The organism is Hydrogenophaga sp., from assembly GCF_036675665.1.
Lineage (GTDB): Bacteria > Pseudomonadota > Gammaproteobacteria > Burkholderiales > Burkholderiaceae_C > Hydrogenophaga.
On sequence record NZ_JAKFEO010000086.1, the window covers coordinates 22,997 to 42,759 of the forward strand.

General features: G+C 64.5%; 18 protein-coding genes and 1 tRNA gene. 9 read left to right on the forward strand and 10 right to left on the reverse strand.

All coding sequences use genetic code 11. The features are described 5' to 3' along the window. Nucleotides 1-161 precede the first annotated feature (161 nt). Nucleotides 162-1,082 carry a LysR family transcriptional regulator gene (locus tag V6M63_RS20550; protein WP_332744918.1) on the forward strand — a complete coding sequence of 307 codons (921 nt, stop codon included), beginning with the start codon at nucleotides 162-164 and terminating at the stop codon, nucleotides 1,080-1,082. Nucleotides 1,083-1,126: 44 nt separating this feature from the next. Here the strand turns inward: V6M63_RS20550 and V6M63_RS20555 are convergent, their stop codons facing one another. Beyond that, on the reverse strand, nucleotides 1,127-2,875 hold the full coding sequence (locus V6M63_RS20555) for an acyl-CoA synthetase (RefSeq protein ID WP_332744920.1): 1,749 nt from the start codon (nucleotides 2,873-2,875) through the stop codon (nucleotides 1,127-1,129). Between the two features lie 35 nt (nucleotides 2,876-2,910). Between V6M63_RS20555 and V6M63_RS20560 the strand changes: the two genes are divergently transcribed. The 6 genes from V6M63_RS20560 to V6M63_RS20585 all read left to right on the forward strand — a co-directional run bounded on the left by V6M63_RS20560 (nucleotide 2,911) and on the right by V6M63_RS20585 (nucleotide 9,524). Continuing rightward, the gene (locus V6M63_RS20560; RefSeq protein WP_332744922.1) at nucleotides 2,911-3,828 is read left to right on the forward strand and encodes an alpha/beta fold hydrolase; all 918 of its coding nucleotides are present in this window, start codon (nucleotides 2,911-2,913) and stop codon (nucleotides 3,826-3,828) included. Between the two features lie 74 nt (nucleotides 3,829-3,902). Continuing rightward, entirely contained in the window at nucleotides 3,903-4,442 is a 540-nt protein-coding gene (locus V6M63_RS20565) for a hypothetical protein (protein WP_332744924.1), read from the forward strand. 71 nt (nucleotides 4,443-4,513) lie between these two features. Further along, a protein-coding gene (prfB, locus tag V6M63_RS20570; protein WP_332744925.1) for a peptide chain release factor 2 occupies nucleotides 4,514-5,618 on the forward strand; the annotation gives its coding sequence in 2 pieces (ribosomal slippage) (nucleotides 4,514-4,594 and nucleotides 4,596-5,618; 1,104 coding nt in all). 3 nt (nucleotides 5,619-5,621) lie between these two features. Beyond that, entirely contained in the window at nucleotides 5,622-8,321 is a 2,700-nt protein-coding gene (gene pepN, locus V6M63_RS20575; RefSeq protein WP_332744927.1) for an aminopeptidase N, read from the forward strand. A gap of 108 nt (nucleotides 8,322-8,429) precedes the next feature. After that, the gene (locus V6M63_RS20580; protein ID WP_332744929.1) at nucleotides 8,430-9,437 is read left to right on the forward strand and encodes a class 1 fructose-bisphosphatase; all 1,008 of its coding nucleotides are present in this window, start codon (nucleotides 8,430-8,432) and stop codon (nucleotides 9,435-9,437) included. 11 nt (nucleotides 9,438-9,448) lie between these two features. Beyond that, a tRNA-Thr gene (locus V6M63_RS20585) sits at nucleotides 9,449-9,524 on the forward strand. A gap of 69 nt (nucleotides 9,525-9,593) precedes the next feature. On the opposite strand, the gene V6M63_RS20590 is transcribed toward V6M63_RS20585, so the two are convergent. Next, nucleotides 9,594-10,841 (reverse strand): NAD(P)/FAD-dependent oxidoreductase, encoded by a 1,248-nt coding sequence (locus V6M63_RS20590; RefSeq protein ID WP_332744931.1) that lies wholly within the window; start codon nucleotides 10,839-10,841, stop codon nucleotides 9,594-9,596. A 214-nt stretch (nucleotides 10,842-11,055) separates the two neighbouring features. Between V6M63_RS20590 and V6M63_RS20595 the strand changes: the two genes are divergently transcribed. Next, nucleotides 11,056-12,048, forward strand: coding sequence for a porin (locus tag V6M63_RS20595; RefSeq protein WP_332744933.1), 993 nt, complete (start codon nucleotides 11,056-11,058; stop codon nucleotides 12,046-12,048). 85 nt (nucleotides 12,049-12,133) lie between these two features. On the opposite strand, the gene soxB is transcribed toward V6M63_RS20595, so the two are convergent. From soxB to soxC, 8 genes are all read right to left on the reverse strand, one after another. Beyond that, nucleotides 12,134-13,858: a thiosulfohydrolase SoxB gene (soxB, locus tag V6M63_RS20600; RefSeq protein WP_332744934.1), complete on the reverse strand. Its 1,725-nt coding sequence runs from the start codon at nucleotides 13,856-13,858 to the stop codon at nucleotides 12,134-12,136. 94 nt (nucleotides 13,859-13,952) lie between these two features. Further along, nucleotides 13,953-14,603, reverse strand: a complete 651-nt coding sequence (soxX, locus tag V6M63_RS20605; protein WP_332744936.1) for a sulfur oxidation c-type cytochrome SoxX — start codon at nucleotides 14,601-14,603, stop codon at nucleotides 13,953-13,955. Between the two features lie 16 nt (nucleotides 14,604-14,619). After that, complete coding sequence (gene soxA / locus V6M63_RS20610) at nucleotides 14,620-15,429, reverse strand: sulfur oxidation c-type cytochrome SoxA (protein ID WP_332744937.1); 810 nt, start codon at nucleotides 15,427-15,429, stop codon at nucleotides 14,620-14,622. A gap of 77 nt (nucleotides 15,430-15,506) precedes the next feature. Next, complete coding sequence (soxZ, locus tag V6M63_RS20615; RefSeq protein ID WP_332744938.1) at nucleotides 15,507-15,818, reverse strand: thiosulfate oxidation carrier complex protein SoxZ; 312 nt, start codon at nucleotides 15,816-15,818, stop codon at nucleotides 15,507-15,509. Between the two features lie 50 nt (nucleotides 15,819-15,868). Continuing rightward, nucleotides 15,869-16,324 (reverse strand): thiosulfate oxidation carrier protein SoxY, encoded by a 456-nt coding sequence (gene soxY, locus V6M63_RS20620; RefSeq protein WP_332744940.1) that lies wholly within the window; start codon nucleotides 16,322-16,324, stop codon nucleotides 15,869-15,871. 47 nt (nucleotides 16,325-16,371) lie between these two features. Next, nucleotides 16,372-16,701, reverse strand: coding sequence for a c-type cytochrome (locus V6M63_RS20625; protein ID WP_332745062.1), 330 nt, complete (start codon nucleotides 16,699-16,701; stop codon nucleotides 16,372-16,374). A gap of 111 nt (nucleotides 16,702-16,812) precedes the next feature. Next, nucleotides 16,813-17,868, reverse strand: coding sequence for a c-type cytochrome (locus V6M63_RS20630; protein ID WP_332744942.1), 1,056 nt, complete (start codon nucleotides 17,866-17,868; stop codon nucleotides 16,813-16,815). A gap of 11 nt (nucleotides 17,869-17,879) precedes the next feature. Then, nucleotides 17,880-19,223 carry a sulfite dehydrogenase gene (gene soxC / locus V6M63_RS20635; RefSeq protein WP_332744944.1) on the reverse strand — a complete coding sequence of 448 codons (1,344 nt, stop codon included), beginning with the start codon at nucleotides 19,221-19,223 and terminating at the stop codon, nucleotides 17,880-17,882. Between the two features lie 245 nt (nucleotides 19,224-19,468). Here soxC and V6M63_RS20640 point away from each other — a divergent pair, with 245 nt between their 5' ends. Next, nucleotides 19,469-19,759: a c-type cytochrome gene (locus tag V6M63_RS20640; RefSeq protein ID WP_332744946.1), complete on the forward strand. Its 291-nt coding sequence runs from the start codon at nucleotides 19,469-19,471 to the stop codon at nucleotides 19,757-19,759. Nucleotides 19,760-19,763: the final 4 nt, after the last annotated feature.

Genomic DNA, 19,763 nt, shown 5'->3' on the forward strand with positions numbered 1-19,763 from the left:
GCCCACCGCGCGGCGAGCCAGCCGAAGCGCATCGTATGAAGGCCCCTCCCGCTTTCAAAATTCAATATTGCTGCGGTAAGCTATCTCGAAAATAGAGATCAAGGGTTTACCCATATCTTTTTTGCACCGCAACAGGGCACCACCTTTCACGGTGCACCAGCATGAACCGGCACATCACGCTCAAGCAGTTCCGCTACTTCCTCGCGGTGGCCGAATCGGACTCGGTGGCCGCGGCCTCGCGCATGCTCAGCATCGCGCAGTCGGCCATCACCAAGAGCGTGCTGGAGCTCGAAGACGAGCTGGGTCTGGTGTTGTTCGAGCGCAGCCCCAAGGGCATGCGGCTGACCCCCGAGGGTCACCGCTTCCAGGTGAAGGCACGGCGCGTGATCGGCGCGGTGGCCGACGCCACGCGCGGCGTGTATCCCAGCGCCACGCCGTTGACTGGCGCGCTGACCATTGGCGTGACCAGCCTGGTGGCGGGCTACTACCTCTCCGAGGTGTTCGCGCGCTTTCGGCGCACCTGCCCGGGCGTGGACCTGCAGGTGGTGGAAGACGCCCCACCCTTCCTCGAACACCTGTTGATCAACGGCGAGCTGGACATCGCGATCATGGTGAGCAACGCACTGGGCGAACCGCAGGCGCTGGTGGCGGAAACGCTCACCCGCTCGCCCAACCGTGTGTGGATGGCGGCCGACCACCCGCTGGCTTCGCAGGCTGAGGTGAGTCTTGCCGAATGCGTGCAGCACGATCTGGTGGTGCTGCAGGCCGACCGCATCGAGGTGCTGATGCGCAGCGTGTGGGCACGCCACCAGTTGAAGCCGCGCACGGTGTTGCGCACCTCGTCGCTGGAGGCGGTGCGCTCGCTGGTGGGGGTGGGTGCTGGTCTCGCCGTGCTTCCCGATTTTTTATACCGACCGTGGACGCTGGACGCGGAACACGTGGAGGTGCGCACGCTGCGAGACGCCGTGCCCACTGTCGATGTGGGGCTGGTGTGGCGGCGCGGTTCTCAACCTCGCGCGGAGGTGCTGGAGTTCATCGAGGTGGCGCGGGACCAGTCGCGGTCTCGGCGTCCTGTGGCCTGAGTTCTTCTTTCTCTGGCTGATCCGGTCATCGGCGACCACGGGCTTCAGGCGCGCGATGAATTCCGAGCCCGTTCTTCTTCAAGCAACCGCAACACCCGCCGCTGCACCTTGCCCGTGGTGGTCATGGGAAGCGAGTCGATGAACTCGATCTCTTTCGGGTATTCATAAGGCGCGAGTTTGCCCTTCACATGCGCCTGCAGCTGCTTCACCAGTTCATCGCCCGCCACATGGCCCGGCGCCAGCACCACATAGGCCTTGACCACCGCGCCGCGCTCGGCATCAGGCTTGGGCACCACCGCCGCATTGGCCACCGCCGGGTGCTTCACGAGGCAGTTCTCGATCTCGCTCGGCCCGATGCGGTAACCCGCGGCCTTGAACACATCGTCGGCACGGCCCTGGTACCAGAGGTAACCGTCGGCATCGCGCGTGGCCATGTCGCCCGTGCGGCACCAGCTGTTGGACATGTCGCCGGTGTACTTGGCCCGGGTCGACGCCTCGTTCTTCCAGTAGCCCAGGAAAAAGATCGGGTCGGGGTCGCCATGCACGTCGAGCCGGTGCACCGCCACATCGCCCGGCACGCCCACCGGGCACTCGTTGCCTTCTTCGTCGATCACCGCCACGCGATGACCGGGATAGCCCTTGCCCATGCTGCCCGGCCTCGCCGGATACAGCCGCGAGCAGTTGCCCACGATGTAGTTGATCTCGGTCTGACCGAACATCTCGTTCACCGTCACACCCAGCTGGTCGCGGCAGTAGGCAAACACCGCGTCGCCCACCGCCTCACCTGCGCTCATGAGGCCTTCCAGCTTGAAGCGGTACTGCTTCTTCGGTGCGGGGATGGCCTTCATCATGGCCTTGAGCGCGGTGGGAAAGAGAAAGCTGTGCGTGACGCCGTGGCGCTCGATCAGCTCGAACGCGGTCTGCGGGCCGAAGCGTCCGTTGAACGCGACGATGGGCCGGCCGAAATACAGCGTGGGCAGCAAGGCGTCCATGAGGCCACCGGTCCAGGCCCAGTCGGCTGGCGACCAGAACACCGCCCTGGAAGGGGCCGAGGCATTGAACGGGTCGAAGCCGAACCAGTTCTGGCTGCACACGAAACCGGTGAGGTTGCCGATGAGTGCGCGGTGGGGAATCAATGCGCCCTTGGGGTTGCCGGTGGTGCCGCTGGTGTAGATGAGCACGGCGGCCTCATCGGCCAGCGTGTTGACCGGTGTGAACTCCGCTGGCTCCTGCGCCAGCAGCGCGCTCCAGTCGAGATCGGCGCGCATGCCCTCAGGCGTGCCGTCACCGTCCACCCCGATCACGCAGCGCAGCAGCGGGCAGTCGTCGCGCACACCCAGGAGCGCGGGCATGGAGGGTTGGTCGCAAATGGCCACGACCGCTTCGCTGTCCTGCAGCCGGAACTCCAGCGCCTCGGGTCCGAACAGTTGCGACAGCGGCATGCCCACCGCGCCCATTTGCAGCACCGCCATGTAGGCCACCGCGGTCTCGAAGCGTTGCGGCAGCACGATGGCCACGCGGTCACCGCGCTGCACGCCCAGCGCGGCCAGCGCGTTGGACAGGCGGTTCGCCTGATCGAGCAGTTCGGCGTAGCTGTGGCGCCGATCCTTCTGCTGGGGCGCGCATGCGATCACGGCCGTGTCGCTGGACCGCTTGGGGTCCTGCGCCCAGCGCCGCATGCACATCTGCGCCATGTTGAAGTGTTCGGGCACCGCCCAGCCAAAGCGGCTGTGCAATGCGTCGTACAGGTCGATGGGGGTGGTTGTCTTGTCTCTGGCTTGACTCGGGCGCATGGTGTGTCTCGGTCTCGTTCTCTATGATCCGACGAATGTACCAAGCACTGAGAGCCTCACGCAGCGAATTCGTCCCGGTCCGCAATCTGAACTACCACGTGCGCACATGGGGTCAGCGCAGCGATACCGTGGCGCCACTGGTGCTGGTGCATGGCTGGATGGATGTGGCGGCTTCGTGGCAGTTTGTGGTGGACGCGCTGCAGACCGAGCGCTGGATCATCGCGCCCGACTGGCGCGGCTTCGGCCACACCCGGCTCGAAGGGCCGGCAGTCGACAGCTACTGGTTCCCCGACTACATGGCCGATCTCGACGCCCTGCTCGATCACTACGTCGGCGAGCGCCAGGTCGATCTGGTGGGCCACAGCATGGGCGGCAACATTGCCATGATGTACGCGGGCGTTCGGCCCCACCGCATCGAGCACCTGGTCAATCTGGAAGGCTTCGGCATGCCCGAGACCAGGCCCGCGCAGGCGCCCGGCCGCTACGCGCAGTGGATGGACGAGATCAAGAGCGTTCAACGTGGCGGCAAGGCGCTCAAGAGCTACCCTGACGCCGAGGGCGTGGCGCGCCGGCTCATGAAAACCAACCCGAGACTGGTGCAAGACAAGGCCGACTGGTTGGCCCAACAATGGGCGGCGCCCAATGCACAGGGCGAGTGGGAGATTCTGGGCGATGCGGCGCACAAGGTGACCAGTGCCCACCTGTACCGCCTGGACGAGGCGCTGGAGATCTACCGGCGCATCAGCGCGCCCGTGTTGTCGGTCACCGCCAGCGACGACAGCCTGGGGCATTGGTGGAAGGGCACCTTCACTTTGGACCAGTACCTGGAGCGCATTCGTGCCGTGCCGCGGCTGGAAAGCGCCGTGGTGCAGGAGGCGGGCCACATGATGCACCACGACCAGCCCGCAGAACTGGCGCGTTTGATTGAAGCGTTCCTGAACAGCGCGCCCTGACCGGTCCGCGCGCATGTGCGGGTTGTTGCAACCGTTCACCGTGCGTTCAAAAGGTGGCGGGCATACTGCGTGTCATGAACACTTTCCACTCAGCCCTCTTCAAGCCTGTCAGCGCCGCTGTGCTTTGCCTTCTGATCGGCGCACCGGCCACGGCGGGTGCCTGGGATTTGTGCTCGGTCCCTGACCAACCCACCAACGCAACGCCGGATGCCCCTCGCTACGAGGCCTTCTTCTCGCCCTACACCCACCACTGGACGCCGGACAGCGAACACCAGCAGGTGTACGCGGTCAGCCTGAGTCGCCTGCTGCCCAACAACCGCTATTGCGGCTTCAGCCTGTTCAACAATTCGTTCGGCCAGCCATCGGCCTACGCCTTCGTGGGCAAGAGCTGGCCCGGCTTCTGGCAGGCGCAGCCACAGCTCTATGTGTCGGTCAGTGCCGGCATCATCTATGGCTATGTGGGCCAGTACAAAGACAAGGTGCCGATGAACGTGGGCGGCTTCGCGCCCGTGATCATTCCCGCCATCGGCTACCGCCTGTCACCCAAGAGCACGCTCGAGATCCAGTTGCTGGGCACCGCTGCGGTCATGTTCGGTACCACCTGGCGCTTTTAAGCGGTGGTGCCGTTTGCGGTGGCATGGCGTGAGAAAATCGCGGTTTTGAACATTGACCGCAGGAACACCCCATGGAAGCCGAACGCAGCAACGCCATCCGAAGCCAGCTCGAAGACCTGACCACACGCGTGGTCGAGCTCCGGAGGTATCTTTGACTACGATGCCAAAGCATCGAAGTTGAAGGAAGTCGAGTCGGCACTGGAAGACCCCACGGTCTGGAACGACCCCAAACGCGCCCAGGACCTGGGTCGCGAGAAAAAGTCCCTCGAAGATGTGGTGCTGGTGCTCGATCGCCTCACCGGTGAATTGACGGACAACACCGAGCTGTTCGAGATGTCGAGCGAAGACGGTGATGTCGCCGGCCTGATCACCATCGAAGGCGAAGCCGCCAAGGTCGCGGCCGAGGTGGAGAAGCTCGAATTCCGCCGCATGTTCAGCAACCCGTCCGATCCGCTGAACTGCTTCCTGGACATCCAGGCCGGCGCCGGCGGCACCGAGGCCTGCGACTGGGCCAGCATGCTGTTGCGCCAATACCTGCGCTACGCCGAGCGCAAGGGCTTCAAGACCATCATCGAAGACGAGACCGAGGGCGACACCGCCGGCATCAAGAGCGCCACCATCAAGATCGAGGGCGACTACGCCTTCGGCCTGCTGCGCACCGAAACCGGTGTGCACCGCCTGGTGCGCAAGAGCCCGTTCGACTCTTCGGGTGGGCGCCACACCTCGTTCGCGTCGGTGTTCGTGTACCCCGAAATCGACGACTCGATCGAGATCAACATCAACCCGGCCGACGTGCGCACCGACACCTACCGCGCCTCAGGCGCTGGTGGTCAGCACATCAACAAGACCGACTCGGCCGTGCGCCTCACGCACATCCCCACCGGCATCGTGGTCCAGTGTCAGGACGGCCGCAGCCAGCACGGCAACCGCGACGTGGCCTGGAAACGGCTGCGTTCCAAGCTCTACGACTTCGAACTGCGCAAACAGCAGGAAGAACAGCAGAAGCTCGAAGACACCAAGACCGACGTGGGATGGGGTCACCAGATCCGTTCCTACGTGCTGGACAACAGCCGCATCAAGGACCTGCGCACCAACGTCGAGATTTCCGCCACGCAGAAAGTGCTGGACGGCGATCTTGATCCCTTCATTGAAGCGTCCCTCAAACAAGGGGTTTGATCCATGAGTTCACTGCGTGAAGGCCCCACCACCGTGGTTCACCGCGAAGACTACGCCGCCCCGGCTTACTGGATCGACACGGTAGACCTGTGCTTCGACCTGGACCCGGCCAAGACGCGCGTGCTCAACAAGATGCGCCTGCGCCGCAACCCGGACGTGCCGGCGCAAGCCTTGCGGCTCGACGGTGAAGACCTGAACCTCGCGCGCGTGCTGGTCAACGGCGCGGGCTGCTCGTTCAAGATGGACGGCGAGCAACTGGTGCTGGAGAGCCTGCCTGAAGGTACGGAGCCCTTCGATCTGGAAATCTTCACCACCTGCACCCCCGAGAAGAACACCCAGCTCATGGGCCTCTACGTGAGCCAGGGCACCTTCTTCACGCAGTGCGAGGCTGAGGGCTTTCGCCGCATCACGTATTTCCTGGACCGCCCGGACGTGATGGCCAGCTACACCGTGACGCTGCGCGCCGACAAGGCGAAGTACCCAGTGCTGCTGTCCAACGGCAATCTGGTGGAAGAAGGCAAACTGCCCGATGGCCGCCACTTCGCCAAGTGGGTGGACCCGCACAAGAAGCCCTGCTATTTGTTCGCGCTCGTTGCCGGTCAGCTGGTGGCGCGTGAACAGCGCATCACCTCGCGCAGCGGCGGCAAGCACCTGCTGCAGGTGTATGTGCGTCCGGGCGACATGGACAAGACCGAACACGCCATGAACTCGCTGATCGCCAGCGTGGCCTGGGACGAAGCCCGCTTCGGCTTGCCGCTCGATCTGGAGCGTTTCATGATCGTGGCCACCGCCGACTTCAACATGGGCGCGATGGAGAACAAGGGTCTCAACATCTTCAACACCAAGTACGTGCTGGCCAACAGCGCCACCGCGACCGACACCGACTTCTCCAACATCGAATCGGTCGTGGGCCACGAGTACTTTCACAACTGGACTGGCAACCGCGTCACCTGCCGCGACTGGTTCCAGCTGAGTCTGAAGGAAGGCCTCACCGTCTTTCGCGACCAGGAATTCAGCATGGACCTGTGCGCCGAACCCTCGGCGCGCGCGGTCAAGCGCATTGAAGACGTGCGCGTGCTGCGCACCGCGCAGTTCCCCGAAGACGCGGGCCCCATGGCGCACCCGGTGCGGCCCGACAGCTACGTGGAGATCAACAACTTCTACACCGTCACCGTCTATGAAAAGGGCGCCGAGGTCGTGCGCATGATGCAGACCCTGGTGGGGCGCGACGGCTTCGCCCAGGGCATGAAGCTCTACTTCGAACGACACGACGGCCAGGCCGTCACCTGCGACGACTTCGCGCAATCGGTGGCCGATGCCAACCCGCACAGCGACCTCGCCCGCCTGCTGCCACAGTTCAAGCGCTGGTACAGCCAGGCCGGCACGCCGCGCCTGCGCGCCGAAGGCGTGTATGACGCCGTCGCCCGCAGCTACACGCTCACCCTCACCCAGAGCTGCGCGCCCACACCCGGCCAAAGCGCCAAGGAGCCGTTCGTGATTCCGGTCTCGCTCGGGCTGTTGAGCGCCGACGGTGCTGAACTGCCGCTGCAACTCGCCCACTGGGCGCAGCCCGAAGCCGGCAGCCGCACCTTTGTTTTGACACAAGCCAGCGAGAGCTTCACCTTTGTGAACCTGGACAGCGAGCCCGTGCCTTCGCTCTTGCGCGGCTTCTCGGCGCCCGTGGTGCTCGACTGCCACTACACCGACGCGCAGTTGCTCACGCTGCTGGCCTTTGACCCCGACCCGTTCAACCGCTGGGAAGCGGCGCAACGCCTGGCCCTGCGCCGTGCGCTCATGGCCATCCTGAGCGACGAAACGGTGCCCGAAGCGCCGCTGGACACCGCCTTCCTCGGCGCCATGCGCGACGTGTTGCGCCACCCCACGCTGGATGCCGCGTTCAAGGAACTCGTGCTCACGCTGCCCAGCGAGACCTACATCGCCGAGCAGTTGGGCGAAGTGGACCCGCAGCGCGTGCACGCCGTGCGCGAAGCCATGCGCCTGCAACTGGCGCAGGCCCTGCAGGCCGACTGGGCCTGGGCGTTCGACGCGCACAAGGACAACGGCGCCTACCGCCCCGACCCCGTGAGCACCGGCCGCCGCGCACTGGCCGCCATGGCACTGAGCATGCTGTGCCTGGACGCACGCACCAGCGGCGATGTGGTGTGGCCCGGCCGCGCCTACCAGCGCTTCAAGGACGCGGGCAACATGACCGACCGCTTCAACGCCTTGTCGGCCCTGGTGGTGAGCGACCACGCCCTGGCGCGCGATGCGCTCGCCCGCTTCCACAGCATGTTCCAGAACGAAGACCTGGTGCTCGACAAGTGGTTTGCCCTGCAAGCCAGCGCGCCCGACCGCGGTGGCAACGTGCTGCCCGCGGTGCGCCAGCTCATGAAACACACCGACTTCCACCTCAAGAACCCCAACCGCGCGCGCAGCGTGATCTTCAGCTACTGCAGCGCCAACCCCGGCGCCTTCCACCGCGCGGACGCGGCGGGCTACCTGTACTGGAGCGAGCGCGTCGTCGAACTCGACGCGTTCAACCCGCAGGTGGCCGCCCGCCTGGCGCGCGCGCTCGACCGCTGGAAGAAACTCGCCGAGCCCTACCGCAGCGCCGCGCGCGAAGCCATCGCCCGCGTGGCGGCCAAGACCGACCTGAGCAACGACGTGCGCGAAGTCGTGACGCGGGCCCTGGCAAATGAATAAACCCCCACGCTCCGCCGCTGCGCGGGTCGCGCCCCCCCGAGGGGGCTGGCCTTGCTTGGGGCGGCCCTGCGCTGCGGCCGTCCTTCCCCAACCCATCTTGTCTTCCTCATGACCAAACGCATCTCCCTCACCCGCTACCTCGTCGAACAACAGCGTGTTCACGGGCACATTCCTTCCCAGTTGCGCCTGCTGCTTGAAGTGGTGGCACGCGCCTGCAAAAGCATCAGCCAGGCCGTCAACAAAGGTGACCTCGGCGGCATGCTCGGCGCGGCCACCACCGAGAACGTGCAGGGCGAGATGCAGAAGCACCTCGACATCATTGCCAACGAAGTGCTGATCGAAGCCAACGAATGGGGCGGCCACCTCGCGGCCATGGCCAGCGAAGAAATGGAAGGCATTTATGTCGTGCCCAACCGCTACCCGCAGGGTGAATACCTGCTCCTGTTCGACCCGCTCGATGGTTCCTCCAACATCGACGTGAACGTCAGCATCGGCACCATCTTCAGCGTGCTCAGAATGCCCGAGGACGACCGGGGCGTGGACGAAGGCGACTTCCTGCAGGCGGGACACCGGCAAGTGGCCGCCGGTTACTGCGTCTACGGCCCGCAGACCACGCTGGTGCTCACCGTGGGTGATGGCGTTGCCATGTTCACGCTCGACCGCGAGCAAGGCTCGTTCGTGCTCACCAAAGAGAACGTGCAGATCCCGCCCGATACGAAAGAATTTGCCATCAACATGAGCAACATGCGCCACTGGGACGCCCCGGTGAAGCGCTATGTGGACGAATGCCTGGCCGGCCAGGAAGGCCCTCGTGGCAAGGACTTCAACATGCGCTGGGTCGCCAGCATGGTGGCCGACGTGCACCGCATCCTCACGCGCGGCGGCATCTTCATGTATCCCTGGGACAAGCGCGAACCCGAGAAGCCGGGCAAGCTGCGCCTGATGTACGAAGCCAACCCCATGGGCTGGCTGGTCGAGCAGGCCGGCGGTGCCGCCACCAACGGCAAACAGCGCATCCTGGACATCCAGCCTGGCAAACTGCACGAACGCGTGAGCGTGATCCTGGGTTCGAAGAACGAAGTCGAGCGCGTGACCAGCTACCACACCGGGCTATAATCTTGGGCGTTGCCGGTGTAGCTCAGTCGGTAGAGCAGCTCATTCGTAATGAGAAGGTCGGGTGTTCGATTCATCTCTCCGGCACCACTATATAAAAAGCCCTGATTCGAAAGAGTCAGGGCTTTTTTCATGGCCAGCCAAGATGGCCTCCAACCGCTACCCAAACCGCCCCGGCGAAAACGGCCGCACATCCACCCGCGGTGTCCCCCCGGTCATCATCGCCGCCAACAACTCCCCCGTCACCGGCCCGAGCGTGAAGCCCTGGTGCCCATGCCCGAAGCAGCACCACAGGCCGGGCACCTCGGGCACAGGGCCGAACACGGGTTTCATGTCGGGCATGCAGGGTCGCGTGCCCATCCAGGGTTCGGGGTCGACGCGTTCGCCGAGCGGGAAACTTTGCCGTGCGATTTTTTCGGCGGCGTCGATCTGGGTTGGCGTGCGTGGCGAATCGGCGTTGGCGAGTTCGGCGCCGGTGGTGAGCCGCAGGCCGTCTTTCATCGGTGCGACCACGTAGCCGTTCTCGGCATCGATGATGGTGCTGTTGAGTGGTTGGCCGGGCAGGCGGGCGTAGTGCATGTGGTAACCGCGCTTGGGGATCACCGGCGCGGTGTAGCCGAAGCGTGACGTGAGCTGCGTGGTCCACGGCCCCAGCGCCACGACCACCTGGCTGGCCTTGAGCGTTTGCCCGTCGGCGGTGTCCACCTGCCAGCCGCCCGCGTCGGTCTTGCGCAGTGTCATGGCATCGCCCAGGTGCACCGCCCCACCCCGCTGCTCGAACAGGCGCGCATAGGCCTGCACCAGATCACCGGGGCTGCTGATGGCCACGGGGTCGGTCCAGCGCACGGCGCCGGCGAAGTCACCCACGAGCGAGGGTTCTTCCCTGGCCACGTCCTCGCCCGTGAGCTTGATGTGGTGCACGCCGTCTTTGGCGCGCTCGTCGGCCACCTCAAAGAAGCTTTGCAGCTCGCGTTCGGTGCGGTAGAGCATGAGGTAGCCCTGCCCCGCCACCAGGTGGTTGGCGCCCGCGTCGTTCATCAACTGCGTGTGCGATTCCAGCGAGAGCGCAATGAGGGTCTCGTACTCGCGCGAGATCTGTTTGTAGGGGTCGGACGCGGAGTTGCGGTAATAGGCCCACAGCGGCCCCAGCATGCGAGCGGCGTCGCCCGCGTGGTAGCGCACGTCCACGCGCCGGTTGGTGGCGCCGGAGGCCAGGAAGCCCAGGTCTCGCGGCAGCGCATAGGGTGCGATGGCTTCGCGCTGGATGATGCCGGCGTTGCCGTACGAGGTTTCGAGCCCGGGCGCACGCCTGTCGATCAGCGCGACGGACTGGCCGCGGGCCTGCAGATGGAGCGCACAACCCACGCCCACCATGCCGGCGCCGAGAACGAGGGTGTCGTGTTTCATGATGGAACTCATTCTAGTTGCTGCGTTTTTTGTTGCATGCTGATGACAGCCCTGGCGGTCTGTGGGGCTATTGTTGTAAATATCGGGAAAGCCCTGTTGCATTACATTGTCGTAATCAAGTAGCCACTGCCAATCCATAGACTCCGTATCACTTCCTGCATGGTGCAGGGAGCACGGGCACAAAGCCCTGCATCGTCATCAACGGAGCACCCACATGAAAAAGAGCCTCATCGCTCTGGCCGTCCTGGCCACCACCGGCGCCGCATTCGCGCAATCTTCCGTCACGCTGTACGGCCGCATCGACACCTCGATCGGCGCCAACAAGGTCAATGGTGTGAGCACCACCCAGGCGTTCAGCGGCAACCTGACCACCAGCCGCTACGGCTTCCGTGGCACCGAAGACCTGGGCGGTGGCTTGAAGGCCAACTTCGTCCTCGAAAACGGCTTCAACTCCGACGACGGCACCACCGGCACCAACGGCAGCGCGTTCAACCGCCAATCGTGGGTGGGTCTGAGCGGTGGCTTCGGCGCCGTGAAGCTCGGCAAGACCGACAGCGTGTTCAAGGACGTCTACGACCTGGGCAACAGCAGCAACGTGTTCGACTCGGAGTTCACCCCGGTCAAGATTGCGTACACCGGCGTGTCCGGCTTCGCCAGCCGCCCTGAAAACCAGCTCCGCTACGAAACGCCCAACATGGGTGGTTTCTCCGCTGGCCTGACCTACGCGCTGGACGAGAACGTGGCCCCGGCAACCGCCAACTCCGAAGTCACGGCCTTCAACCTGCGCTACCGCGCAGGCCCGCTGGACGTGGGCCTGGGCTACCAGGAGCAGGACAACGTCACGGCCACCCTGGACCGCGAGTTCACGGTGCTGTCTGGCGCCTACGACTTCGGCGTGGTTCGCGTTTCGGCTCAGGTCCACAACGCCAAGCAGCGCAGCGGCCTCAAGGACAGCGACTACGCCATCGGCGTCGCCATGCCCCTGGGCGCTTTCACGGTGTCAGCTGGTTATGCATCGAGCACGACCAAAACCAACGGCGTGAAGACGGCTGATGGCGAAGCCTTTGCGTTCGGCGCCACCTATGCCCTGTCCAAGCGCACCAGCCTGTATGGCGCGTACCTTGACGGCGACGTGAAGAACCCTTCGACCGGCGTCACCACGACCGACCGCAAGTTGTACTCGATGGGCGTGGTTCACAACTTCTGATTTCCAAGCCCTCTCGAATCTCCAAGGCTTGTTCACACCCACCGCTCGCAAGGGCGGTGGGTTTTTTTCATGGGCGCGCGAAAGCTCAGGCAGCCAGGCCCGGATTGCCGTCCATGCCGATGATGCGCGGCGTGTTGATCTGCACGCCCTTGATGACCTTCTTCGAGCGCAGATAGCCCGAGACCACGTCCCAGATCGGTTCGCCCTTCGCACCCTCTTGCACCGAAGCCCAGCCGGCCACCTTGTAGGTCTTGTCGGCCTCGATCAGCTTGCCTTTGATGGTCATGTTGTTGATGCGCTGTCCCATGGCCGCGTTGGGCGTGATGGTGTACTGCATGCCGCCCACGCGCACCATGTCGCCGCCCTGCTGGTAGTAGGGATCAGGGTTGAAGATGTTGTCGGCCACGTCTTCGAGGATGGTCTTGATCTGTTCGCCGGTGAAGGTGTTGAGCGTGCTGGCGGGGTAGGTCAGCGCCATCTGGTCCATCATGCGTTCGTAGGTGATGGTGTCGCCCGGCAGCAGCGAGGTGCCCCAGCGCACACCGGGAGAAAACGCGGCGTCGGCGCCTTTGGTTTCCATCAGCGCGTCGCAGATCACCTGGTCCCAGGAGCCGTTGAAGTTGCCGCGGCGGTAGAGCAGGTCTTCGGTGACGGCGAGCTTCTCTTCGAGCTTGTCCTTGTAGGGTGCGCGCACCTTGTCGATGTGCGCCTGCATCGCGGCATCGGCCGGCAGCAGGTTGGAGAAGATGGGCAGCAGCTTGTACTGAAAGCCCTGCACCTTGCCACCGCGCACGTCGAAGTCGAGCACGCCCAGGAACTTGGTGTTGGAGCCGGCGTTGGTCACCAGCGTCTGGCCGCCGGCGTTCTTCACCACGAACGGCGCGGGCATGCCGTCATGGGTGTGGCCGCCCAGAATCGCGTCGATGCCGCGCACGCGGCCCGCCATCTTGATGTCCACGTCCATGCCGTTGTGCGAGAGCACCACCACCACCTGAGCGCCCTTGCCGCGCGCCTCGTCCACCATCTTCTGCATGTGCTCGTCCTGGATGCCGAAAGTCCAGTCGGGCACCATGTAGCGCGGGTTGGCGATCGGTGTGTAGGGGAAGGCCTGGCCGATCACCGCCACCTGCACGCCGTTCATCTCGCGCATCGCATACGGCTTGAAGACCATGTCTTCGAAGTCGGTGGTCTTGATGTTCTGCGCGAGGAATTCCATGTTCCCCTTCAGATCCTTCTCCACGATCTCCTGCACGCGCTTGGCGCCGAAGGTGTGCTCCCAGTGCGAGGTCATCATGTTCACGCCGAGCAGCTTGCAGGCGTCCACCATGTCCTGGCCGTTGGTCCACAGCGAAGTGGCCGAGCCTTGCCAGGTGTCGCCGCCGTCGAGCAGCAGCGCGTTGGGGCGGCTGGCCTTGAGCTGCTTGACCAGCGTGGCCAGGTGCGAGAAGCCGCCCACCTTGCCGTAGGTCTTTGCGGCCTGGCTGAAGTCGAGGTAGGAGAACGCGTGGGCCTGGGCAGAGCCGGGCTTGATGCCGAACTGTTTGAGGAGCTTCTCGCCCACGATGTGCGGCGGGCGGCCCACGGCCTCGGCCACGCCCAGGTTCACGCTGGGTTCGCGGAAGTGAATGGGGGTGAGCTGCGCGTGGCAGTCGGTGAAGTGCAGAAAGCTCACGTTGCCGAACTTGGGCACGTCGTACAGGCGTTCACCCGCACCCGGGGCGGCGGCCAGCACATCGCGGTGGTTGAGGGCCATGCCGGTGGCGCTCGCCACGGCCAGCACCTGCATGAATTCACGGCGGCTGAAACTCATCTCTGCACCTATCAATAATTGATCGCTGATATTTGGGCGAAATTTTTTAGGGAATCACAGGCCCTGGCCGCATCACGCGGCCAGGGCCCACACCTCATTTGTTGACGGGCGAAGCGGGATCGAGCAGCAGGGCCATCACGTCCTGGAGCTGCTTCTGGTTCAGGATGCCCATGTGGCCCACGCGCGGCATTTGTGAACACGCGTTGTAGGCGCGCGCGTTCCACAGCTTGCCCCAGGTGTATTCGACGATGGCCTTGCCACCGGCGCTGTTGGGGTCGCTCACGCCACGCAGCTTGCCGTAGTTGTAGAGGCTGGGGCCCAGCGTGCCGAAGGAAATCTCTTCCTTGCTGATCTGGTGGCAGTTGTAGCAGTTGCCGCCGTTGGGGGTATCGGCCTTGTCGGACCACGTCAGGCCACGGCCGCTCTGGGCGATCTTCTCGCCCTCTTTCCAGTCACCGATGAACTTGCCGTCGGTGGGCCACTTCACGGTCTTCATGCTGGCCTCTTCGATGGCCTTGGTCATCTTGGCGTCCAGCGGCTTGCCGGTGGCGTCGGCCACCGCGCACTCGGCGTTGGCCTGGTCCTGTTTGAGGCGGTCCAGCGTGGCGATGCCGCGCGCCTGGAACGAGTTCTTGAGCATGTCCGCGGTGGCCTTGTTCACGTCTGCCGGTGAGGGGGACGAGGAGCAGGCGGACAACACGATGGCTGCCACGGGCAGCAGGACCAGGGAATGGATTTTTTTCATTTGGTGTGTCTCCTGATCAGCGCTTGATGGCGGGCACGATGGACTCGGCCGTCTTGGCGTTCACGCCCATGTAGACGGACAAGGCGATGGTGGCGTCGCTGCCGAACTTGGGCTCTGGCCAGCGCATCTGGCGGAAGCAGTCGTTGAGGCGCAGCTGCATGCCCCACATCTGCGCGTTGGACACCCGGTAGGCCGGCCAGGCAGCGAAGCCGATGCCGTCGCCCGGATTCTTGGTGAGGTTGGGCAGGTCTTGCAGACGGATGCGCTTGTCGTCGCTGCCGTGGCACGAAGCACACGAGAAGTCGTGTGTGCCGCCGCGGGTGAAGAACAGCCGCTTGCCGGTCTCGAACATCATCTTTTCCTGCGCATGCTGTTGCGGCAGGTTGAACTTCATGCCCTTGGAGGCCGTGGCCACATAGGTGGCCAGCGCGGTCACGTTGGCCATCTCGCCGCGACCAAACGGTGTCTTGGTGATGTCTTCGGCCTTGAAGCCCTGCAGCGTCTCCATGCAGGTGATCAGACGCGTCTCCAGGTCCTGCACGCGTCCGGTGTCGGCGAAGAATTTGGGCAACTCCACAAACGCGCCCTTGATCACCCCGGGCCCCTTGCCCAGATCGCACTGCTCCAGCGAGGCCATCTTCGGGCCACGCTTCTGCTTCCAGAGCTCCTCGCCCTTCATCTCGAACAGTTCGGCCGGGTTGCCGTCCTGCAGCATCTCGCGGTACTTGGCAATGCCTTCGGCGGCCGTGCCTTGCGCGTGGGCTGCACCAAATGCAGCAGACAGCGCCACCAGCGCCATCAGTTCTCGGGCCAGGGTCTTCTTCATGGGGGTCTCCTCGTTCTTGGTGTGAAAAATCAGAAACGGCCAGGCTCTTCAGACTGGCCGTTGGCACCCTTCGCTGTTCAAGCGATCACTGCTTCGTCGGTGCGTGTGTCACCTTTGGTGTCCACCCACTTGACGACGACCTTGTCACCCTTGGCGCCGCCCTTGAACTTGAAGGACAGGAAGGGGTTTTGCGCCACGGCGCCGCTGAAGGCAGCCTCCAGCACGACCTTGCCGTTGTGGGTGGCTTCCACATCCTTGATGTAGTGGCCGGGAATGAGGGCGCCGGCAGCGTCCCTGCGGGTGCCGGGCTCCATGATGTGGGACATGAGCACGCGGACGGTGGTTTCGTCACCAGCGACGGCGGCGCGAATGCGCATCGGATCAGCCATGTTGGACTCCTGAATTTCTGTGAAGGGGATTGTGTGGAAAGGTCTGGCGATCAGCCACCGCAACCGCCGAGCGTGACCTTGGTTTCCTTGAAGGCCGAGAACAGCTTGCCGTCGGCCCGGACCACGGCGAACACGTTGGAACTCTGGCCCATCTTCAGACGGGTCTGCACATCGGCGGCGGTGCCGGCGGGAATCTTGAAGCCAGCGGCCATGGGCGTGGGGTTCTTCTCGACGATGAGATAGATCTCGGTGGTGTTGGGCAGCTTGCTGGTGGCGCCCACGGGCACCACGGCACCGTTTTCCGCGATGTCGGGTGCGACCACGGTGACCTGGTCGCTGTTGGCGGCGGTGCCACCCAGGGCCTTGACGGCATCCGCCATGGTCTTGATGTCAAAACCCGCGCGGTCCATGGCGGCGTGCGCCTGACTCTGGGTGACGATGCCCAGCGACACCAGCGTGGCAAAAGCCCCGGTGGTCTTGAGGGCGACTCGACGTGCGTTGTTCATGGGGGGCTCCTGTGAAATGAGGAAAGGGCGTGAGTTTAAGGGTCGGGTCATTGGTCCGGGGCACCGGCCAGGATCCACCCTGCCAGCAACTTGAGTTCGTCATCCTTGAGCTGGGCTTGCGGGGGCATGGGCACGGGGCCGTACAGGCCGGAGCCACCTGACTTGATGCGTGCAGCCACCTTGTCAAGCGCATCGGCCTGGCCCTTGTGCTTGGCCGCCACGTCCTGGTAGGCAGGGCCCACCAGCTTCTTGTCCACCGCATGGCAGGCCAGGCAGGCGTTCTTTGAAGCGAGGGCCTTGGCCGCTGCAGCATTCTGGGCGAAGGCAGTGCTGCTGGTCAAAGCCAGCAGCGCCACCGCAAACAGCGAGTTGGAAATCATCGTCATAGGTTAGGCACTCCTGGTGAAAGAGGAAATGGGGAATACGAGTACATGCAAATATTTAAGTAGAGGCGCAAATGGTCAGAGCTTGGGTGCGACGCCAGCGATTCACTTCGCGCCGGCGGCGATCCATCTGGCGAGGGTGGCGGCCTCGGTAGCGCTCAACTGCGGTTGGGGCGGCATGGGCACGGCGCCAAACACACCCACGCCACCTTCGCGAATCTTGATCGCCAGGTACGACTCCAACCCTGCGTTGCCCTTGTGCTTGGCGGCGATGTCGCTGAAGGCCGGGCCCACGATCTTCTGCTTCATGCCGTGGCAGGCCGTGCAGCTGTTGGCCGCGAGCAAGGTCTTCACATCGCTGGCGGCGGGCTTGGCGGCGGCCACCACCACCGCGGGCGCAGGCTGACTGCCCACCGCAGCCGTGGGCGCCGGCTTGGTCGTGTCCGCGCCGCGCACCGGTCCGATCACGCGGTTCTGTTCCTGGATGTTGCCGTGCGCGTCACGCGCGAAGTCGGGCAGGAAAGAACGGATGGTGCTCTCCACCGGGCAGTCCTTCATGCAGGCCACGTTCTTCACGTCGCCCTGGCCGTCCGCCTTCCACAGCGGCTCGTAAAACACCATGCCGTTGCGGTTGGGCATGCGCTTCTGCACCTCGGCGATGTTCTGGTCGCTCAGCGTGAAGTCGGCCGGCACCACCTCGGCCAGGCTCAGGATGTAGGCCAGCACGCCGTACACCTCGTCGGGCTTGAGCGACTTCGGCGCGTTCCAGGGCATGGCGCGGTTGATGTAGTCCCACAGCGTGGAGACCGTGGCCACCTTCATCAGGGTGGTCTTCTGCGGAAAGGTGCTGCCCGGGTCCAGGTTCTTCACCCGACCGCGTTCGATGTCGGCCTTGGTGGTGCCACCCACGATGGGCGTGAACACCTCATTGCTTTCACCAAAGCTGCCGTGGCAGGAGGCGCATTGCGCTTCCCACACACGTTCGCCCAGGGCCACGCTGCCCGCGCCTTTGGGCAGGCCCTTGAAGTCGGGGCGCACGTCGATGTCCCAGGCCTGCACCTCGGCTTGGGTGGCGTTGCGGCCCAGGTCGTTCCAGGGTGGGGTTTGCGCCCAGGCGGCTCCAGCGATGAGCGCTGCGGCAAGAAATGTCAGGGTTCGCATGACCGGCCTCATCAATAGACTTGCACGTTGGAGACTTCGCCGTTCTCGGCCACCCGCCACGACTGGATGGCGTTCTGGTGGTACACCGAACGCGTGCCGCGCACCGCGCGCAGCTGGTTGATCTTGGGCTGCACATAACCCGTGCTGTCGATCGCGCGGCTCTGCAGCACGGCCGGTTTGCCGTCCCACACCCAGTCGATGTTGAAGCGCGTGAGCGCCTTGGGCAGCACCGGGCCTTCGAGCCGCGCGGTGCGCCAGTTGCGCCCGCCGTCCACGCTCACGTCCACCCGCTTCACCGTGCCCCGGCCCGACCAGGCCAACCCCGTCACGTTGTAGTAACCCTTGTCCAGCAGCGTCTGGCTGCCCGAGGGCGTGGTGATCACGCTCTTGCATTCCTGGATGCCGGTGTACTGGCGGTGCGTGCCGTCGGGCATGTGGTCGATGTAATGCACGGCCTCGTCTTTCGCAGCCCATTTCTGGTCACCCACCTCCAGGCGGCGCAGGTATTTCACCCAGCTCACACCCTGCACGCCCGGCACCACCAGGCGCAGCGGGTAGCCGTTTTCCGGTCGCAGCATCTCGCCGTTCATGGCCCAGGCCACGAGGCAGTCGTCCATCGCGCGGTCGATGGCGATGGTGCGCGTCATCGACGAGCCGTCGGCCCCTTCGGCCAGCACGTACTTGCCGTTCTTCCTGTCGTAGCCACACATCTCCAGCAGCGTGGAGAGCAGCACGCCGGTGTATTCGCAGCAACTCAGCATGCCGTGCGTGTACTGCACCGCGGGCAAGGCCACGTTGCCCCACTCGGGCGCGGAGTTGGCACCGCACTCGATGAAATGGATGCGCGAGACGCTCGGCAGGCGCATCAGGTCGTCCATGGTGAACACCCGCTCGCGCTTGACGAGACCGTTGACCATGAGCCGGTGTTTCGAGGGATCGATGTCCCACCAGCCCTGGTGGTGGCGTTCGAAGTGCAGGCCGCTGGGCGTGATGATGCCGAACAGGCCCTGCAGCGGCGTGAAGCTCACCGAGGCCTGCGGCACCCGCGTGAGGCCCGGGCTCTGGCGACGCTGCAGGTTGGCCTCCCACTGGCTGGGCGAGCCGTAGCCCTGCGTGGCCACCGACTGGCCCAGCCCCGTGGTGTGGGCAGGCAGTTTCAGGATCGCCTCTTCGCCCTCGGCGGCCACCGCGCGGGTGGTGGCGGTGGCGGTGGCTGCCACGCCAGCGCCCATCGCCAGGGCCTTGCCCATGAAGCTGCGGCGCGCCTTGCGGGCGAGCTCCAGCTTCTCGGCGCTCAGGTGGTTTTCGGGTGCGGGCAGCACGCGTCCGATCACATCGTTCAGGTTGGGCGGCATGGCAATATTCCTTCTCGGGCGGGTCTGGCCGCAGGGTTCGGATGCAACTATATTAGTGTTTGCTGATATTTGGATAGGTAAAAACCCGAGCAGGGTTTCCATGGCTTTGCGCTGGAAAAGGACCGCCGCTACGATGCGACACACCCACGAGCGATCACACCCAAAACCCGTTGTGTTTCAAGTGGCTGCTACATTTTTGGATGCAACTTCCTTCCACCCTTTTGGAGACGACGATGGGGAATTCAATGAAATGGCTGGCGGCCGGTGTGCTGTGTGCCTCGGCGGTCGCGGCGCAAGCCCAGGTCAACCAGATCCGCGTGTGGGCCGCGGCCTGTGCCAGCTGCCACGGCACCGACGGACGCGCGCAGCCGGGCATGGCCGCATTGGCCGGACGCAACCAGGCCGAGTTGCAGAAAATCCTGCTCGAATTCAAGGCCGGCACCCGCCCCGCCACGCTCATGCACCAGATCTCCAAGGGTTACACCGACGAGCAGCTGGGTCAGCTCGCTGGCTACTTCGCCGCCCAGAAACCCTGAGGAG

Bases quoted from the DNA above. Each gene is read 5' to 3' on its own strand.
- V6M63_RS20550 (WP_332744918.1), top strand. From the start codon at position 162: ATGAACCGGCACATCACGCTCAAGCAGTTCCGCTACTTCCTCGCGGTG.
- soxZ (WP_332744938.1), bottom strand. From the start codon at position 15,818: ATGGCTGATCCGATGCGCATTCGCGCCGCCGTCGCTGGTGACGAAACC.
- V6M63_RS20640 (WP_332744946.1), top strand. From the start codon at position 19,469: ATGAAATGGCTGGCGGCCGGTGTGCTGTGTGCCTCGGCGGTCGCGGCG.
- V6M63_RS20580 (WP_332744929.1), top strand. From the start codon at position 8,430: ATGACCAAACGCATCTCCCTCACCCGCTACCTCGTCGAACAACAGCGT.
- pepN (WP_332744927.1), top strand. From the start codon at position 5,622: ATGAGTTCACTGCGTGAAGGCCCCACCACCGTGGTTCACCGCGAAGAC.
- V6M63_RS20590 (WP_332744931.1), bottom strand. From the start codon at position 10,841: ATGAAACACGACACCCTCGTTCTCGGCGCCGGCATGGTGGGCGTGGGT.
- soxY (WP_332744940.1), bottom strand. From the start codon at position 16,324: ATGAACAACGCACGTCGAGTCGCCCTCAAGACCACCGGGGCTTTTGCC.
- V6M63_RS20595 (WP_332744933.1), top strand. From the start codon at position 11,056: ATGAAAAAGAGCCTCATCGCTCTGGCCGTCCTGGCCACCACCGGCGCC.
- V6M63_RS20630 (WP_332744942.1), bottom strand. From the start codon at position 17,868: ATGCGAACCCTGACATTTCTTGCCGCAGCGCTCATCGCTGGAGCCGCC.
- soxC (WP_332744944.1), bottom strand. From the start codon at position 19,223: ATGCCGCCCAACCTGAACGATGTGATCGGACGCGTGCTGCCCGCACCC.
- V6M63_RS20555 (WP_332744920.1), bottom strand. From the start codon at position 2,875: ATGCGCCCGAGTCAAGCCAGAGACAAGACAACCACCCCCATCGACCTG.
- V6M63_RS20565 (WP_332744924.1), top strand. From the start codon at position 3,903: ATGAACACTTTCCACTCAGCCCTCTTCAAGCCTGTCAGCGCCGCTGTG.
- soxA (WP_332744937.1), bottom strand. From the start codon at position 15,429: ATGAAGAAGACCCTGGCCCGAGAACTGATGGCGCTGGTGGCGCTGTCT.
- soxB (WP_332744934.1), bottom strand. From the start codon at position 13,858: ATGAGTTTCAGCCGCCGTGAATTCATGCAGGTGCTGGCCGTGGCGAGC.
- V6M63_RS20560 (WP_332744922.1), top strand. From the start codon at position 2,911: ATGTACCAAGCACTGAGAGCCTCACGCAGCGAATTCGTCCCGGTCCGC.
- soxX (WP_332744936.1), bottom strand. From the start codon at position 14,603: ATGAAAAAAATCCATTCCCTGGTCCTGCTGCCCGTGGCAGCCATCGTG.